General features: G+C 73.5%; 13 protein-coding genes. 7 read left to right on the top strand and 6 right to left on the bottom strand.

Annotation, left to right across the window (positions count from 1 at the left end):
* Positions 1-19: 19 nt before the first annotated feature.
* Positions 20-1939 (top strand): ABC transporter ATP-binding protein, encoded by a 1920-nt coding sequence (locus ACKUU6_RS06035; protein ID WP_407987410.1) that lies wholly within the window; start codon positions 20-22, stop codon positions 1937-1939.
* Here the strand turns inward: ACKUU6_RS06035 and ACKUU6_RS06030 are convergent.
* Positions 1912-2580, bottom strand: a complete 669-nt coding sequence (locus ACKUU6_RS06030; RefSeq protein ID WP_407987409.1) for a lysophospholipid acyltransferase family protein — start codon at positions 2578-2580, stop codon at positions 1912-1914. The two genes, ACKUU6_RS06035 and ACKUU6_RS06030, sit on opposite strands and share 28 nt — an antisense overlap.
* Before the next feature lie 156 nt (positions 2581-2736).
* Positions 2737-4911 (bottom strand): bifunctional glycosyltransferase/CDP-glycerol:glycerophosphate glycerophosphotransferase, encoded by a 2175-nt coding sequence (locus tag ACKUU6_RS06025; RefSeq protein ID WP_407987408.1) that lies wholly within the window; start codon positions 4909-4911, stop codon positions 2737-2739.
* Between the two features lie 632 nt (positions 4912-5543).
* Between ACKUU6_RS06025 and ACKUU6_RS06020 the strand changes: the two genes are divergently transcribed.
* The 3 genes from ACKUU6_RS06020 (at position 5544) to ACKUU6_RS06010 (ending at position 6562) form a co-directional block, all read left to right on the top strand.
* A complete protein-coding gene (locus tag ACKUU6_RS06020) occupies positions 5544-5810 on the top strand; it encodes a hypothetical protein (protein ID WP_407987407.1) in 267 nt (88 codons plus the stop codon).
* An 80-nt stretch (positions 5811-5890) separates the two neighbouring features.
* A complete protein-coding gene (locus ACKUU6_RS06015; protein WP_407987406.1) occupies positions 5891-6316 on the top strand; it encodes a YjbQ family protein in 426 nt (141 codons plus the stop codon).
* Positions 6317-6361: 45 nt separating this feature from the next.
* Positions 6362-6562, top strand: coding sequence for a hypothetical protein (locus ACKUU6_RS06010; protein ID WP_407987405.1), 201 nt, complete (start codon positions 6362-6364; stop codon positions 6560-6562).
* 10 nt (positions 6563-6572) lie between these two features.
* Here the strand turns inward: ACKUU6_RS06010 and ACKUU6_RS06005 are convergent, their stop codons facing one another.
* Both ACKUU6_RS06005 and ACKUU6_RS06000 read right to left on the bottom strand, forming a co-directional pair.
* The gene (locus ACKUU6_RS06005) at positions 6573-9581 is read right to left on the bottom strand and encodes an AAA family ATPase (RefSeq protein WP_407987404.1); all 3009 of its coding nucleotides are present in this window, start codon (positions 9579-9581) and stop codon (positions 6573-6575) included.
* The gene (locus tag ACKUU6_RS06000) at positions 9578-10747 is read right to left on the bottom strand and encodes an exonuclease SbcCD subunit D (RefSeq protein ID WP_407987403.1); all 1170 of its coding nucleotides are present in this window, start codon (positions 10745-10747) and stop codon (positions 9578-9580) included. Before ACKUU6_RS06000 ends, ACKUU6_RS06005 begins: the two co-directional genes overlap by 4 nt.
* Positions 10748-10918: 171 nt before the next feature.
* On the opposite strand from ACKUU6_RS06000, the gene ACKUU6_RS05995 reads away from it, so the two are divergent.
* The 3 genes from ACKUU6_RS05995 to ACKUU6_RS05985 all read left to right on the top strand — a co-directional run bounded on the left by ACKUU6_RS05995 (position 10919) and on the right by ACKUU6_RS05985 (position 13492).
* A complete protein-coding gene (locus ACKUU6_RS05995; protein ID WP_407987402.1) occupies positions 10919-11791 on the top strand; it encodes a hypothetical protein in 873 nt (290 codons plus the stop codon).
* Positions 11792-11963: 172 nt separating this feature from the next.
* The gene (locus ACKUU6_RS05990) at positions 11964-12560 is read left to right on the top strand and encodes a hypothetical protein (protein ID WP_407987401.1); all 597 of its coding nucleotides are present in this window, start codon (positions 11964-11966) and stop codon (positions 12558-12560) included.
* A 134-nt stretch (positions 12561-12694) separates the two neighbouring features.
* Positions 12695-13492 carry an SGNH/GDSL hydrolase family protein gene (locus tag ACKUU6_RS05985; RefSeq protein ID WP_407987400.1) on the top strand — a complete coding sequence of 266 codons (798 nt, stop codon included), beginning with the start codon at positions 12695-12697 and terminating at the stop codon, positions 13490-13492.
* Positions 13493-13564: 72 nt separating this feature from the next.
* Here ACKUU6_RS05985 and ACKUU6_RS05980 read toward each other — a convergent pair whose 3' ends face one another.
* Complete coding sequence (locus ACKUU6_RS05980; protein WP_407987399.1) at positions 13565-14629, bottom strand: M36 family metallopeptidase; 1065 nt, start codon at positions 14627-14629, stop codon at positions 13565-13567.
* Positions 14630-14758: 129 nt separating this feature from the next.
* A complete protein-coding gene (locus tag ACKUU6_RS05975; protein ID WP_407987398.1) occupies positions 14759-15868 on the bottom strand; it encodes a polysaccharide deacetylase family protein in 1110 nt (369 codons plus the stop codon).
* Positions 15869-15902: the final 34 nt, after the last annotated feature.

Here is a 15902-nt window from a genome sequence, read left to right as displayed (position 1 = left end):
ATTATTAGCCCGTCTAACAATGAGCTATGCTCGGTACGCGGGCAGGGGACTCCTGCCCGCGTACCGACATCACGGGAGGTCGCCTGTGCGCGACGAGATCAAGTGGACACCGCCGCCACAGGCCGAGGGCGAACCGCGCCCGCCCGCCGAGTGGCGCCGCATCCTCGCCCTGTTCCGCCCGTACCGGGCCCGGCTCGCCGTGGTCGGCCTGCTGGTCGGTGCCTCCGCCGTGGTCGGGGTGGTCACCCCGTTCCTGCTCCGCGCCGTGCTGGACACCGCGATCCCGCAGGGCCGTACCGGGCTGCTCAGCCTGCTCGTGCTCGGCATGATCACCGCCGCCGTGGTGAACAGCATCTTCGGCGTCCTGCAGACCCTGATCTCCACCACCGTCGGCCAGCGCGTCATGCACGACCTGCGCACCTCGGTCTACCGGCACCTGCAGCGGATGTCGCTGGCCTTCTTCACCCGGACCAGGACCGGCGAGGTGCAGTCCAGGATCGCCAACGACATCGGCGGCATGCAGTCCACCGTCACCTCCACCGCCACCTCGCTGGTCTCCAACCTGACGGGCGTGGTCGCCACCGTGGTGGCCATGGTCGCGCTCGACTGGCGGCTCACGGTGGTCTCGCTGCTGCTGCTCCCGCTGTTCGTCTGGATCAGCCGCCGGGTCGGCAACGAGCGGAAGAAGATCACCACCCAGCGGCAGAAGCAGCTCGCCGCGATGAGCTCCGCTGTCCAGGAGTCGCTGTCCGTCAGCGGAATCCTGCTCGGCCGCACGATGGGCCGCTCGGGCTCGCTCTCGCACGAGTTCGACCGGCAGTCGGACGAGCTGGCCGAGCTGGAGGTCCGCGCCAGCATGGCCGGGCGCTGGCGGATGGCCACCATCGGGATCGTGATGGCCGCGATGCCCGCCGTCATCTACTGGGCCGCGGGGCTGGCCATGGCGGGCGGCGCCCCGATCGTCTCGGTCGGCACCCTGGTCGCCTTCGTCTCGCTCCAGCAGGGGCTGTTCCGACCCACCGTCAGCCTGCTCTCCACCGGCGTGCAGGTGCAGACCTCGCTCGCGCTGTTCCAGCGGATCTTCGAGTACCTCGACCTCCCGGTGGAGATCGCCGAACCGGCCGCCCCGGTCCGGCTGTCGGCGATCCGAGGGGACGTCACCTTCGAGAACGTCGAGTTCCGTTACCACGCCGACCAGGACCGGCCCACCCTCACCGGGATCGACCTCAAGCTCCCGGCCGGCGGCTCGCTCGCGGTGGTCGGCGAGACCGGATCGGGCAAGACCACCCTCAGCTACCTGGTGCCCCGGCTCTACGACGTGACCGGCGGGCGGGTCGCCATCGACGGCACCGACGTCCGTGAACTCGCCTTCGACACCCTGGCCGACGCGGTCGGCGTGGTCTCCCAGGAGACCTACCTGTTCCACGCCTCGGTGGCCGACAACCTGCGCTTCGCCAAGCCGGACGCCACCGACGCCGAGCTGGTCCAGGCCGCCCGCGCCGCCCAGATCCACGAACTGATCGCCGCTCTGCCCGAGGGCTACGACACCGTGGTCGGCGAACGCGGCTACCGGTTCTCCGGTGGCGAGAAGCAGCGCCTCGCGATCGCCAGGACCGTCCTGCGCAACCCGCCGATCCTGATCCTGGACGAGGCCACCAGCGCCCTCGACAACCAGACCGAACTCGCCGTCCAGCAGGCCATCGACGCGCTCTCGGCGGGCCGCACCACGATCACCATCGCGCACCGGCTCTCCACCGTGCGGCGGGCCGACCAGATCGCCGTGCTCGACGCGGGCAAGATCGCCGAACTCGGCACCCACGAGGAACTGCTCGCCCGGAACGGGCGGTACGCGGCGCTGCTGCGCCGTGAGCTGCCGTCAGGAACGGCGAAGTCGGAAACGCCGCTGGAGGGTCACGCCGCCATGGGGCGCTCGTTGTAGACCTCGGCCAGCTCCTGGCCGGAGAGCTGGTGGATCGCCGCCATCACCTGGTCGGTGACCTCGCGCCTGGCCCGGGCCGAACGGGCCTGGCCGTGCAGCTCGTCGAAGTGCAGCGGCTCACCGAACCGGACGGTCACCTTGCGCAGCCGGGGGATCCGCTTGCCAACCGGGAGGATCTCCGCCGGGCCCTCCAGTGCCACGGGCACCACCGGCACCCCGGCGGTCAGCGCCAGCCACGCCACCCCGGTCTTGCCCCGGTACAGCCGCCCGTCCAGCGAACGGGTGCCCTCCGGGTAGATGCCGAACGCCTTGCCCTCGCGCAGGATCTCCAGCGCCGAGTCCAGCGAAGCCTGGGCCGAGCGGTAGTCGCCGCGCTCCACCGGGACGGCGTTGATCGCCTGGAAGAACGCCTTCGACAGCGCGCCCCTGAGGCCGGGGCCGGTGAAGTACTCGGCCTTGGCGAGGAAGAACACCCGGCGCGGCGCGGTCAGCGGGATCACCACGCTGTCGATGAACGACAGGTGATTGCTCGCCAGGATCACTCCGCCACCACGCGGCACGTTCTCCAGCCCCTCGATGACGGGGCGGTAGACCGCCTTCGCCACGGGCTTGAGCACGAGCTTGGTGATGAGGTTGATCATCTAATCTCCCTGGCCGCCACTCCCCCCGCACCGGAACACCGGGACGAGGCCAGACCGCAGGTTATGTCATCACCCCCGCCCAGCGTCCACCACTCCGCTCAGCGGGCGACTGCGATCCTCGTCACGCAGCCCCTGCCTTCCGGACCTGGGTGCCCCCTACTCGACCGGGAAGATGCGACGTACGACCCGCTCCGCGGCCCCGCCGTCGTCCCACGGGCAGAACCGCTCGCGGAAGGCCGCCCGGGCCGCCGGGGCCGGGTCGTCGGCGAGCAGGGCCTCGGTGAGGGCGCCGGGTTCGGTGGCGACCGCCCCCGGGGGGAAGGCGAGCAGGTCGAAGTAGACGCCGCGGACCTGGCGGTACTGCTCCCAGTCAGGGGCGTAGATCACCACCGGCCGGTCCAGGACCGCGTAGTCGAACATCATCGAGGAGTAGTCCGTGACCAGCACGTCCGCCGCCAGGTAGAGGTCCTCGACCACGGGGTGGGCGGAGACGTCGACGACCTCCGCCGCGTACGGGCCCGTCGTCGTCGGGCCCGCGCCGCCGTCGCGGAAGTAGTGGGCGCGGACCAGCACCGTGTACCCGGGGCCGAGCTTCTCGGCCAGCTCCCGCAGGTCGAGCGACGGCTCGTACCCGCCCTGCCCCTCCCGGTGCGTCGGCGCGTACAGCACCGTGCGCCGGCCGGCCGCCAGCCCGAGCCGGGCCCGGACCTCGGCCACCTCGGCGGGGGTGGCCAGGGCCAGCCGGTCGTTGCGCGGGTAGCCGGTCTCCAGCAGCTCGTAGTGGCCGGGGAAGGCCCGGGTGAAGTGCTCGCTGGTGTGCGGGTTGGGGGAGACCAGGTAGTCCCAGCGGTCGACCGCCTCGCGCAGCCGGTCGAAGTCCATGCCGTCGGCGGCGGCCGGGTGGTCCTTCAGGTCCATGCCCATGGCCTTCACCGGGGTGCCGTGCTGGGTCTGCACGTGCACGGTGCCGGGCCGCTTGACCATGGTGTGCGGGAAGTTGACGTTGTTGATGAAGTACTTTGCGGTGGCCATCAGCCGCAGGTACGCCGGGGTGTTCACCAGCACGTACGGCACGTCGGCGGGCAGCTCGGCGGCCTGCGCCCGGTTCTCCACCACCCAGACGCCGCGCACGTGGGGCACCAGTTCGAGCGCCTTCCGGTAGATCGCGGCCGGGTTGCAGGCGTAGCCCCGGTACCAGTACGCCGCGTACACCGCGAGGCGGTCGTCCAGCGGCAGCCGGCGGAAGGCGTTGTACGCGGTGAACCTGGCCCCGCTGCGGACGCCCTTGCGCAGGGCGGGGGCGACCGCCCCGGCCCCGCGCTTGAGGGTGCGCGGCAGGCGCCCGCCCCGGCGCAGCTCGCCGTACGCGATCCGGGCGCCCCGGGCGGCCAGTCGGTACTGGATGCCGCGCAGGCCGCCGGGGAAGCGGTAGTCGGCGGGGCGGTGGCGGGCGAAGTGGTCGGCGATCCGGGCGAAGAAGTCCGCCCGCAGGTCGGTCGGCACCAGGCCGGGGGTGTCGTACACGGTGAGCGCCTGAAGGACCGTCCGGTCGAAGACCAGGCGGCGCAGGGCCGGTCCCGGGTCGGCCGAGGGGCGGTCGAGCACCCGGAAGATGGCGTCGTACTGGGCGAAGGCGTCGGCGTGCTTGGGGGAGGCCGTGGCGGTGATCGCGCCGGGGCGTCCGCGCCGGTAGTTGTAGCAGGAGCGGTCGAGGTAGCGGAGCCGGCCGGTGAGCAGCGCGGGGTAGGTGACCGAGATGTCCTCGTAGTAGCCGCGCCCGAAGGCCACGTCGAGGTCGAGCAGGAACTGCCGGCGGAAGACCTTGTTCCACACCGACATCACGGTCCGGAACAGCGCCGGGTGGTCGGCGGCGGTGCAGCCGGCCACCAGCGGGGAGTCGCGCAGCAGGTGCCGCCAGGGGTTGGGCTCGGTGCTGCCGTCGGGGTAGACGTGGGTGAAGTCGGTGAGCAGGACGTCCACCGGCGTCTCGGCGGCCTGCTCGGCGCGGAGCTCGGCCAGCAGGGCGTCGAGGGTGCCCTCGGGCAGCCAGTCGTCGCTGTCGACGAACCAGACGTACGTCCCGGTGACCTCGGCCATGCCGACCTCGCGGGCGCCGCCGAGGCCCTGGTTCTCGGTGAGGTGCAGCACCCGCAGCCGGGGATCGCGGGTGGCGTACTCGTCCAGGATCGCGCCGCAGCCGTCGCGGGAGAGGTCGTCCACCGCGATCAGCTCGACCGTGCCGTCCGGCGGCCCCGCCAGTGAGTCGAGGCAGCGCGGGAGGTAGCGCTCGACGCCGTGGACCGGCAGCACGATGCTGAGGAGGGGGCTCACGCTGGTTCACTCCGCTGGGGATGCCGGGGCGATGGGCGGCCGCCCGGTTCTGGCGTCACTCTACTGGGCCGGGCGGCGCGGAGGCGGTGGGCGGGTCCACGCTGAGCTGGGCGGGTCACCGCCGACCTGACCTGGTCCGGGCGGAAAAAGCGACCGCCGGTGCCGCGCCGTGCGAGCGCGAGCACCGGCAGTCCGGTGTGGCGGTCCGACCGACCCTCAGCGGTCGACCACCGGTCCGTCCACCAGTTGGGAGCCGGGCCGCCGCAGCGTCGAGACGGCCGGACAGTGGCTCACCTGGTGTCCGAAGTACTTTTCCTTCATCTGTCGAACGTATTCGACAGGGTCAGGAGCGCCTTTCGGCGTCAGTACAGATATTGCTTGGAGGTTTCGACCGCGTCAATCCCCTGGGTGTGTTCACTTCCTGAATTTTGCCACGCAGGGCCCCGAACTGGGGCGGCCGATTCGCCGGTCCGGGCCGATGCGCAGTCGTGACCGGGGCCACCGAGATCTGGTGGGCCGTCAGTTCACTTGGCACGATACGGTGGCAGAACACCAGGACGGTTGCGCGAAGCCCGCCACTCACGGATAGTCTTCGCCTCACGGCCCTGGCGCCTCGTAGGGGTGGGAAACTGATGGAACACATGCAAGTGCGGTCCCGGCCTCGAGTGCCGGCGATCCAGTGCGGCGTCGGCTCGACCGGCCGTCGGCTGGACCGCCATCTCTCGGTGCTCGGTGCGCCGGCCCTCTCGGCGGTCGACACCGCCGAGGCGCTCGGCCTGATAAGGGAACTGACACCCCGTGGGGTGAGCACCCAGGCCGCGCCGCGTCGGACGACCAGGGTGATGCTGCTGGCGCCGCTCCGGCGGCTCAAGCGCAGTCTGTTCGGCAGTCGGGGCTGACCCCGGCTCCGGGCGACCCGATGGACCTGCCGGTCCATCGGGTTTTCCGCGTACCCGCCGCCGGGTGCGAGGATGGGCGCATGGCGGACACCCCCTTCCACTCCCGCACCATCGACCTCACCACCGGCAGTGGTGAGGTGGCCATGGACATCACCCACCACTGCGCGGCCTTCCTGGAGAGCGTGGCGCCCGGCCGTGACGGCCTGCTGAACGTCTTCGTCCCGCACGCCACCGCCGGGGTCGCGGTTATCGAGGTCGGCGCGGGCAGCGACGACGACCTGCTGGCCGTCCTGCGCGAGCTGCTCCCGGCCGACGGCCGCTGGCGCCACCGGCACGGCAGCCCGGGCCACGGCCGCGACCACGTCCTCCCGGGGCTGGTCGCCCCGCACGCCACGCTGCCGGTGATAGACGGCCAACTGGCCCTCGGCGTCTGGCAGTCCGTGGTCCTGGTGGACACCAACGGCGACAACCCCCGGCGCACCGTGCGGCTCTCGTTCCTCGGCTAGGGGCTGTCCGGCCGCTCAGGGCCCGGCGGCCCGTAGGCTGGCGCCATGAGTGACGAGACCCAGCAGTGCGACCTGCCGCCCGCCGTGGACGCCGTGGCGGCGTTGACCCCGGCCGTCGGGGACGGCCCCCGGGCCGACTGCGTGCTGTGCGGGGAGCCGACCGAGCTGCCGGTGGACCAACCGGGTGTGACGCTCTGCCCGGTCTGTGCCTGGCAGGAGGCCCAGCGGATCGCCTGCTCGGGCTGAGCCGCCCCCGTCAGTGCTCCTCGCGGTCGGCGACCCGGAGCGTGGAGCCGTGGCGGCCCTTGTGGACCAGCAGCTGGGCCGGGATGCGGGAGCGCAGGTCGGCGACGTGGCTGACGATGCCGACGGCGCGGTCCCGCTCCCGGAGGCCGTCCAGCACGTCCAGCACCTCTTCGAGCGCCTGCTCGTCCAGGCTCCCGAAACCCTCGTCGATGAAGAGGGTGTCCAGCGGCATCCCGCCCGACTCGTCGGTGACCACGTCCGCCAGGCCCAGCGCGAGGGCGAGCGAGGCGAAGAAACTCTCGCCGCCGGAGAGGGTGGCGGTGTCCCGGTCCAGCCCCGTCCAGGCGTCGACCACCCGCAGGGCCAGGCCCGAGCGCCGGTTGCCGGCCGCCCGGCCGTCGCTGTGGACCAGCGTGTAGCGGCCGCTGGACATCCGGACCAGCCGGCCGCTGGCCGCCGCCGCGACCTGCTCCAGCCGGGCCGCCAGCACGTACGACTCCAGCCGCATCCGGAGGGCGTTCTCGGTGGACGTCCCGGCGGCCAGCTCGGCCAGCCGCTTGATCCGCTCGTACCGCTCCAGCGCGGGGCCGAGCGCGACGGCCAGCTCGGCGAGCTGCCGACCGAGGCGGTCGAGCGCTGCCGTCCGCTGACGGGCCGCGCTGTCGGCGGCGGACGCCTCCCGGAGCCGGACGGTGGCCTGCTGGTAGGCCTGCTGGGCGGCCGCCGGATCGACGGGGGGCAGGGCGGCGGCCGCGACCAGCTCCGGTTCGGCCAGGCGGCGTTCGACTGCCTCGCGTTCGCTCCGCTCGTGCTCCAGCCGGCCCTGTAGGGCCCGGAACTCGGCAGCGGGCAGCAGGGCGGCCGCGGCCTCGGCCGGACAGGCGAACCCGGCCCCGGCGCTGACCTCGGTCAACTCGGATGCCGCGGCGGCGAGACGGGTCTCGGCCTCGGCCCGGGCACGGACGGCGGCCAGGGTGGCCGCGACCGTGTCGGCCAGCGTGGTCAGGGCGGTGGCCCTGGCGGCGACCGAGGCGGCGTCGCCGAGAGCTGCGCCGATCCGGGTGGTCAGCGCCTGCTGCTCGGCGGCCAGCGAAGCCAACCGGGTGGTCAGGGCGGTGGCGCGGCCCCGGGCCTCCTGCCCGCGAGCCTGCCTGGCGGTCTGCTCCTCGACCAAGCGGTCGAGCTGCCGGTCGAGCTGACCGAGCGAGTCGGCGCTGCCGAGCGCCTCCCGGTGCTGCCGGTCGGCCTCCGCGAGGGCCGTCCGCAGCTGCTCGGCCGGCTGGTCGCCCGCCGCGCCGACGGCCTTCGCCTCGGCCACCCGCAGCGTGAGCAGGGCCTGCTCGGCGCCGTCCCGGAGCTGCTCGGCCCGCTGCTGGGCCTCGGTGGCCCGCTGTTCGTCCTCGGCCCTGACCAGGCCGCCGTCGGCGGGCCTGGCGGGGGCCGGGTGCTCGACGGAGCCGCAGACCCGGCAGGGGTCACCGTCGGCGAGCCGGCCGGCCAGCTCGGCGGCCATCCCGGCCAGGCGGCGTTCGCGCAGGTCGAGGCTGTGCTCGCGGGCGTCGTTGGCGGCGGCCCTGCGCTCGTCCAACTCCCGCTCGGCGGTGGTGAGGCCGGCCCGGAGGCGGTCCCGTTCGGCGGCGGCGGCGAGGCGGTCACGGAGCTCGGTGCGACGGTCCGCCAGCTGCTCGACCCTGGCCTGCGCCGCACGGGCCTCGGCCTGCCGCTCCTGGAGCCGCTTGAAGCGGGCGTCGAAGTCGGTCAGCCAGTCCGCCGCCTCCTCCGCCGCCTCCTCGGCCAGGCCGAGTTCATGGCCCACCTGCTCGCGCTCGCGGACGGCCTCGGCGAGCCGCCGCTCGTCGGCCCGGGCGGCGTCGAGCCGGCCGAGCTCGGCGCGCAGTTCCCGTTCGTACGCGGCGAGTTGGTCGCCCCCCGCCTCGGCGGTGGCGTCGGGGAGGGCGGCCCGGCCGTGCTGCTCGGCCCGGACGGCGGCAGCGTGGGCCTCGGCCGCGGCGGCGTGGTGGCGGAGCATCGGCTCGACCGTGGCGGCGTGCTGGGCGGTGCGGAGCCGCTCCCGGTCCTGCCGGTACCGCTCGGCGCTGCGGGCGGACTCGGCCGCGTCGACGACGGCCTGTCGGTGCCGCTGCTGACGGTCCGCCAGCTCGGTGGCGCGCTGGAGCGCCTGCTGGGCCGCGCCGTGCGCCCGCTCGGCGGCGTCCAGGGCGAGCGCCGTGACGGTGGCCCGCTCGGCCGCGTCCGTGCGCAGGATCGCGGCCCAGCCGAGGTACTCCTCGGCCCCGGCGCTCTCCGGCACCTGCTCGGCCAGCGGCACGGCGGCGGCCCCGGCCGCCTCCTCGGCCCGGGTGGCGAGCGAGTGCAGCCGCTGCCTGCCCTCCCGGACCGTGGCCTCGTGCCTGGCCCGCTGGTCGGTGAGCCAGCGCTCCACCTGGTCGAAGCGGCCGGTGTCGAAGAGCTGCCTGAGCAGCTTGGCCCGCTCGGTGGTGTCGGCCCGCAGGAAGCGCGCGAAGTCGCCCTGCGGCAGCAGCACCACCTGGCAGAACTGCTCCCGGCTCATCCCGACCAGCCGGTGGATCTGCTCGCCCGCCTCCTGGTGCGAGCGGCTGAGCGCCCGCCAGCCGGGCTCGCCCTCCCCGGCGTCGGTGACCCACTCGCTGAGCAGGGTCTCCGGCTTCATGGTGGTCAGCCCGGTGCCGCGCAGCTTGGGCCGCAGCTGCTCGGGGCTGCGGACGATCCGCAGCCGCTGCCCGCCGAGGGTGAGCTCCAGCTCGACCTGGGTGGGCAAGGTGGCCGGGGCGTGGTCGCTGCGCAGCGGATTGCCCTTGCGGGCGCCCGGGACATCGCCGTAGAGCGCGAAGCAGACGGCGTCCAGCACGCTGCTCTTGCCCGCGCCGGTGGCGCCCCTGAGCAGGAAGAGACCGGCGGAGGCCAGGTCGTCGAAGTCGACCCGCTCGGTGCCCGCGAACGGGCCGAACGCCGTCACGGTCAGCTGGTGGAGCCTCATCGGGGCAGCTCCGCCTTCCGGTCGCCCTGCTCGCGGACGGTCTCGAACGCCTCGCGCAGCCAGGCCCGCTCGGTCTCGTCCGCCTCGCCGCCGGGACGGACGTGCCGGACGAAGCCCTCGGCGATCTCCAGGTCCGTCCGGCCGCTGACCCTGGCGGCGTACGACTCCTGTCGGTCGCCGGGGGCCGGGTCGGGCTCGAAGAGCAGCTGGAGGGTGTGCGGGAAGCGCTTGCGGAGCTGCTCCATCGGGTTGGCCGGGCGGGCCGGGTCGGTCAGGGTGGCCTGTACCCAGGCGTCCTCGTGCCGCCCGTACCGCTCCTCGGTCAGCAGCTCGTCCAGCCGGCCGCGCAGCCGGGCCAGTGGGCGGGGGACCGGGCAGTCGATCCGCTCGGCCGTGACCGAGCCGTCGGCGGCCAGGTCCACCAGCCACATGGTCTTGCGGTGGTCGGCCTCGGAGAACGAGTAGGCGATCGGGGAGCCGCTGTAGCGCAGGTGCGGGGCGATCGTCTGGCTGCCGTGCAGGTGGCCCAGGGCGGCGTAGTGCACCCCGTCGAAGACGGCGGAGGGCACGCTCGCCACCCCGCCGACGGTGATGTCCCGCTCGCTGTCGCTGACCTCGCCGCCGGTCACGAAGGCGTGGGCCAGCACCACCGCCCTGGTGCCCGGCGGACGGGTGGTCAGATCGGCTCTGACCTGGTCCATCGCCGCGCCGAGCACCTGCTCGTGACCGCCCTTGGCCAGGCCGAACCGCTCCCGGGTCAGCGCGGGCTCCAAATAGGGCAGGCCGTAGACGGCGACCGGCCCGTGCCCGTCCGCCAGCAGCACCGGCGCAGCGACGGCGCCCGGATCCGTCCGCAGGTGGATGCCGGACCGGCCGATCAGACCGGCCGCGACGCCGAGGCGGCGGGCCGAGTCGTGGTTGCCGCTGATGAAGACGGTGGGCACGCCGATCTCGGCGAGCCGGTGCAGCACGTCGTCGAAGAGCTCCACCGCGTCGAGCCCGGGGAGCGCACGGTCGTAGACGTCACCGGCGACCAGCACCGCCTCGACGCCCTGCTCCTGGACCACCGAGACCAGGTGGTCGAGGAAGGCGCGCTGGGCCCCGATCAGGTTCTCCCGGTGGAACGACCGGCCCAGGTGCCAGTCCGAGGTGTGCAGCAGCCGCACGTCCCAACCCCCACCCACTCGTACTCACCAGGACCGTCCCCGAGTATCACAGCTCCCGCCGACAGACGCGGAGGGCGGTAGCGGAGCGTGGCTGTCAGTGACGCTGTGTACGTTTCCGGGCATCGGGGGCCTGGTCCTGGCCGGCCGCCGGATTCCATCTCGGGAGGGTGCATGACCAGCAGGGACAAGTACGGCAGCAGGCGGCGGGCCGGGTGCGGGGAGCCCGGCCGGGTGCGGCAGACGGTAGCGCTGGCGGTGGCCGCCGACGAGGCGGCGTACGCGCGGTTGCGCGGCTGCGGCCTGTTCGGTGCGGCGGACTACGGGGCGTACCTGCGCCGCACCGAGCAGCGGCTGCGGGCGCTGCACGGGCACGGGATGGCGGTGCACCTGCGGGTGCTGGAGCCGGTGGACTTCGAGGACTTCTGCGCCGAGCACCTGCTCGACCCGGCCGACCCGGTCGCCGAGGTGGCGTACGCGGCCGATCCGGAGCTGGCCGGTGAGCCCTTCGCGTATACCGGGCAGCGGCTGGCCGAGCTGCTCCCGGCGCTGACCGAGGACCACCTGGCCAGGGTGCGGATCTCGATCGGCTGCGCCGCGCTGCTGGCGGCGGTCGGCTGCGAGCGGCAGCCGCAGGAGCGGGTCACGGCGGTGCTGCAGTACGTCTCCGAGGTCTGCCTCGCGCTGGCTGCGGGGGCCGGGGACGGGCGGCACCGGCTGACGCTCCGTTCGCTCGGCCTGCTGGACGGGGAGGAGCTGACGGCGGCGGCCGAGCTGCTGGTGGCGGCGGGGCGGCCGGCCGAGCTGGGCCGGGAGGCGGAGGCGTTCTGCGTCACCCTGGCGGCGGCGGTGGCCGGGTACGGGTCGGGGGAGCTGCTGCTGTACCTGGCCTGCGGCGAGGTGGCCGGCTGGGTGCTGGTGGACGGCTGGCTGCGACCGATGTCCGCCCTGGAGACGCAGGCCGTGCTGGGGGCGGAGGGCGCGGGCCCGCCCGGGCCGGTCGGCCGGGCCGGGTTCCCCCTCCCGCCGGAGGTGACCGGCGGCTGAACGGCGGGCGGCCGACCGGGCCCCGGGCGGCGGCCAGGACTGTTCATCGACCGGATGTTCGGGGAAGATCAACAGTCGGGGCGTGCTGTCATGGGACAGCGCGCCCGCGCGCACCACCAGGAGCACACCACGCACCGCACGCCTACCGGCGCCCGAGACCGAAGGGGGACGCATGAGCCGGATCGAGTACAGCGCGGAGATCGCCGAGCTACTCGGCCGGGTCCGGCGACGTCCGACGGCGGGGTGGCCGTGGCGCCCCGGCGAGCAGGTGCCCGACGGGCTGCCGGTCAAGCAGTCCTGGGGCTGGCTGTTCGTGCCGGACGGCCGGGTGCTCACCCTGGTCAACCCCCGGGACGGCGTGGTCAGCCTGCCCGGCGGCTCGCTGGAGCCGGAGGACGCGGGCGACCCGGGCGCGGCGCTGGCCCGGGAGGCGGGGGAGGAGGCGCAGGCGGTGATCGGCGCGGCGCACTACCTCGGCTACCTGTACGACCGGGTCGGCTCGGCCAACGGCGGCCACGAGTGCGCCCGGGTGCGGATGGCCGCGGCGCTGCGAGGGGTCGGCCCGACCGCTCCCGACCCGGCCTCCGGCCGGCACTACCGGCGGCTACTGGTGGCGCCGGGTCTCGCGGTCGAGCTGCTCGGCTGGGGCGATCCCGGCCTGCGGCAGGCCAGGGCGGCGGTGGAGCTGGCGGCCCGTCTGCTCGGCGTGCCGTTCGCCGCCGAGGAGGCCATCGAGGAACTGCCGGCCGCCGGGCTGGCGTTCGTCTGAACGGAATCTGACACACCGTCGGGCTGACGGTGCCACAAGAGCGAATCCTCGCAACAGTTTTGGCATGGCCACTGTTCCGCGAAGCTACTCCCTGGTACACAAATGTGACCCGCGTCACTCCAGTGGAGGTACTCGTGCGTCCTGCCCGTGCCGTGTCCGTCGCCACCACGGCGATCCTGCTCACCCTGACCACCCTCTTCGTGGCCCCCTCGGCCAGCGCCTCGTCGGCCCGCTACGTCGCGCTGGGCGACTCCTACTCCTCCGGGGTGGGTGCAGGCAGCTACACCAGCGAGAGCGGCAACTGCAAGCGCAGCACCAACGCCTATCCGTACCAGTGGAAGAACGCCAACTCACCCGCCGCCTTCGCGTTCACCGCCTGTTCGGGCGCGCGCACCGGCGACGTACTGAACAGCCAGCTCGGCCCGCTGGACGCCTCCACCACGCTGGTCAGCCTCACCATCGGCGGCAACGACGCGGGCTTCGCCAACACCATGCAGACCTGTGTGCTGAACAGCGAGAGCGCCTGCCTCACCGCGGTCGACAACGCCAAGGCGTACGCGACCAACACCCTGCCGCCGCTGCTCGACCAGGTCTACGCGGCGATCCACCAGAAGGCGCCCAACGCCCACGTGGTGGTGCTCGGCTACCCGCACCTCTACAAGGTCGGCGGGAGCTGCGTGTTCGGGATCGGCGACACCAAGCGGGCCGCCATCAACGGCGCGGCCGACGTGCTGGACGACGTGATCGCCAAGCGGGTGGCCAACGCCGGCTTCACCTACGAGGACGTCAGAAGCCGGTTCTCCGGCCACGAGATCTGCGGGAGCAGCACGGTCTGGCTCAACAGCACCGTGCTCCCGGTGGACGAGAGCTACCACCCCAAGGCAGCCGGCCAGATCGGCGGCTACCTGCCGGCCTTCACCGCCGGGGTCTGATCCACGGACGGTCGTGCCCACTGCCCGTCGCGGGCGGCAGCGGGCACGACCGTTCCCTTTTCGGCCCGCCGGCTACAGGCCGGGGATCTGCCGGGCGGCGAAGGCGGTGCGGACCGCGGCGGCCGCCTTGTCGCCGTACATCGCGCGCGCGGTGGAGACGGTGGTGAGGGCCGCCGCGGTGAAGCTGGTGTCGGGTGCGAACGAGAACTGGGCGTTCACGATGATCCGGTCGGCGGTGCGGGCGCCGAGGGCCCTGCGGATGTCGTACAGCGCCTGGGACCAGATCTCGCCGTCGGCGTGCACCTCGCCGACCTTGTCGGCGTAGACCTTGCCGCTGTCGATCCGGCGCAGGCAGTGCGGCGTGGTGGAGGTGTAGCCGACGGAGTCCCAGTCGGCGACGCACGCCTCGGGGGTGTTGCGCGGCCAGCCGTACTTGGCGTCGGCGGCCAGGCCGACCGAGACGGCGAGGTAGTCGCCCCAGGCCTCGCCGATCGAACCGGCCTCCTCCGAGCTGCCGAAGCCGGGCACCTGGGCCTCGTGCACGGCGTGACCGTACTCGTGGACGATCACCTCGGCGTCCTCGGCGTCGTCCACGCCGCCCTTGCCGAAGCGGATCTCGTCCTTCTTGTCGGTGAAGAAGGAGTTGTCGGCGCCCCACTGGTTCAGCCGGACGTTCTGCGGGCGGTCGTTGGCGCCGCGCAGCTCGCTGCCGAAGCCGAGGCCCTGCAGGTACTCCTGCGCCTCGTTGACCCAGAAGTAGGCCATCACCTGCTCGAACTGGTCGGCACCCCGGGTGTAGCGGAAGTCGCCGGTGTCCGAGCGGGCCGGTGTGCCGGTCTCCGAGCGGACCACGGCCCAGCGGCCGGAGAGGCCGCCACTGGCGTCCAGATTGCGCAGGGCGACGGTCGTGTAGGCGGAGGCCGGGACGGCGGAGTCCGCGTCCTTGCCGTCGGTCAGGCTCTCGTCACCCGAGGACTGCACCGGGTTGACCATGAATATCCGCCCGGTGGCCTGGCCGGCGACCGGGGCGCTGGTGGCGAGGGCGGGCGGAGCGGTGACGCCGGCCACCGAGGCGAGGACCGCGGTGGCGGCGAGGGCCAGGGTGAGGCGTCTGGGCGCAGGGGTGGAACGTGACAAGGCTCCTCCAAGGCAGGCAGAGCAGACGCCCGGTCGGGACGCGCGATGCTCGATGGGGGATCTTCCCGCACGGCGGCGACGGTGACCAGAGGTGTGACCGGGTGCGATGGAGGAGCCGCCGAGCACGTCTCAGGAGGTGTAGTCGCGCAGCCCCGCCACGGTCAGGCCGGCCGCGGTGGCGTCGGTCAGTGCCCGCTGGAGGTCGCCGGCCAGCGAGTCGGCGAAGTGGAAGATCACCACGTCACCGGCCTGCAGCCCGCCCCGGTAGCTGGTCGACTGACCCCAGCTGTAGTCCGCGGTCGCGGTCAGCACCGTGGGCAGGCCGCAGTTGGCGGCTGCCTGCAGGGTGTCGGCGTTGAACGCGAAGTACGGCGGACGGAGAACGGTCGGCACCGTGCCGAACCGCCTGGTCACCGCATCCCGGGCGTCGCAGATCTCGGCCTGCTGCTCGGCGGCGGAGAGCGTGGTGAGGTCCCGGTGCGAGACGGTGTGCGCCTCGATCGAGGAGCCGGGGACGGCGGTGATCCGCCGGAAGTACTCCGGGTCGGCGCCGGCGGGCATCGGCAGGGCGAAGGCGGTCACCGGCAGCCGGTTGGTCTCGGTGAACCGCACCGCGTCGGCGGGGCGTTGCCAGCCGTCGTCGACGGTGAAGAAGACCACCTTGTCCGTAGTCGGCACGTTCCAGGTGGCCCAGGCCGGATCGGGGGCCGGACCGGCCAGTTCGACGTCGTCGGCCGAGATGGCGCCCTGCCCGTACCAGCCGTGCAGGTAGAGCCTGACCGAGGTGGTGGTGGCGCCGGTGGTGAAGCCGGTGGTAAGCCTCTGCCAACCGCCCCGGGTGGACCGCACCCAGGAAGGCGCCACGTCGCTGCCGGTGCCGGTGGCGCCGAGGAAGACGTAGTCGCCGCGCACCCACGCGGAGTAGGTGTAGCTGGCGCCGGGCCGGACCGCGAGGGTCTGAACGCACTCGCCGTTGCTGTGGTCGTCGGCCGGGGTCACCGTGAGGGCCGAGCCGCCGCTGTGGACGGCGGTGTCGAGCGCGGCCTCGCTGGCGGCGCACTGCCAGCCGGGGATCGAGCCCTGGTCCGCCAGCGACAGGGCGGGGATCTCGAAGCCCGGGTTGGTGGCGAGGTTGACGGCCGGAGCGGCCACGGCGTGCGCGGCGGGCACCGTGGCGCCCAGGACCGCGAGCGCGGTACCGGCCGCGCAGGCGGCGATGCGGCGCAGAGTGGTGGACACGAGTGGTCTCCTGTGGGGGAAGAACGCTGCACTC

It is taken from the genome of Kitasatospora sp. CMC57, assembly GCF_045866025.2.
Classification (GTDB): Bacteria; Actinomycetota; Actinomycetes; order Streptomycetales; family Streptomycetaceae; genus Kitasatospora.
Note: the sequence above shows the minus strand (reverse complement) of the source record. Positions and strands in the feature narration are given on the sequence as shown.

Bases quoted from the DNA above. Each gene is read 5' to 3' on its own strand.
- ACKUU6_RS05990 (WP_407987401.1), top strand. From the start codon at position 11,964: ATGAGCCGGATCGAGTACAGCGCGGAGATCGCCGAGCTACTCGGCCGG.
- ACKUU6_RS06015 (WP_407987406.1), top strand. From the start codon at position 5,891: ATGGCGGACACCCCCTTCCACTCCCGCACCATCGACCTCACCACCGGC.
- ACKUU6_RS06020 (WP_407987407.1), top strand. From the start codon at position 5,544: ATGGAACACATGCAAGTGCGGTCCCGGCCTCGAGTGCCGGCGATCCAG.
- ACKUU6_RS06030 (WP_407987409.1), bottom strand. From the start codon at position 2,580: ATGATCAACCTCATCACCAAGCTCGTGCTCAAGCCCGTGGCGAAGGCG.
- ACKUU6_RS06010 (WP_407987405.1), top strand. From the start codon at position 6,362: ATGAGTGACGAGACCCAGCAGTGCGACCTGCCGCCCGCCGTGGACGCC.
- ACKUU6_RS06035 (WP_407987410.1), top strand. From the start codon at position 20: ATGAGCTATGCTCGGTACGCGGGCAGGGGACTCCTGCCCGCGTACCGA.
- ACKUU6_RS05995 (WP_407987402.1), top strand. From the start codon at position 10,919: ATGACCAGCAGGGACAAGTACGGCAGCAGGCGGCGGGCCGGGTGCGGG.
- ACKUU6_RS06005 (WP_407987404.1), bottom strand. From the start codon at position 9,581: ATGAGGCTCCACCAGCTGACCGTGACGGCGTTCGGCCCGTTCGCGGGC.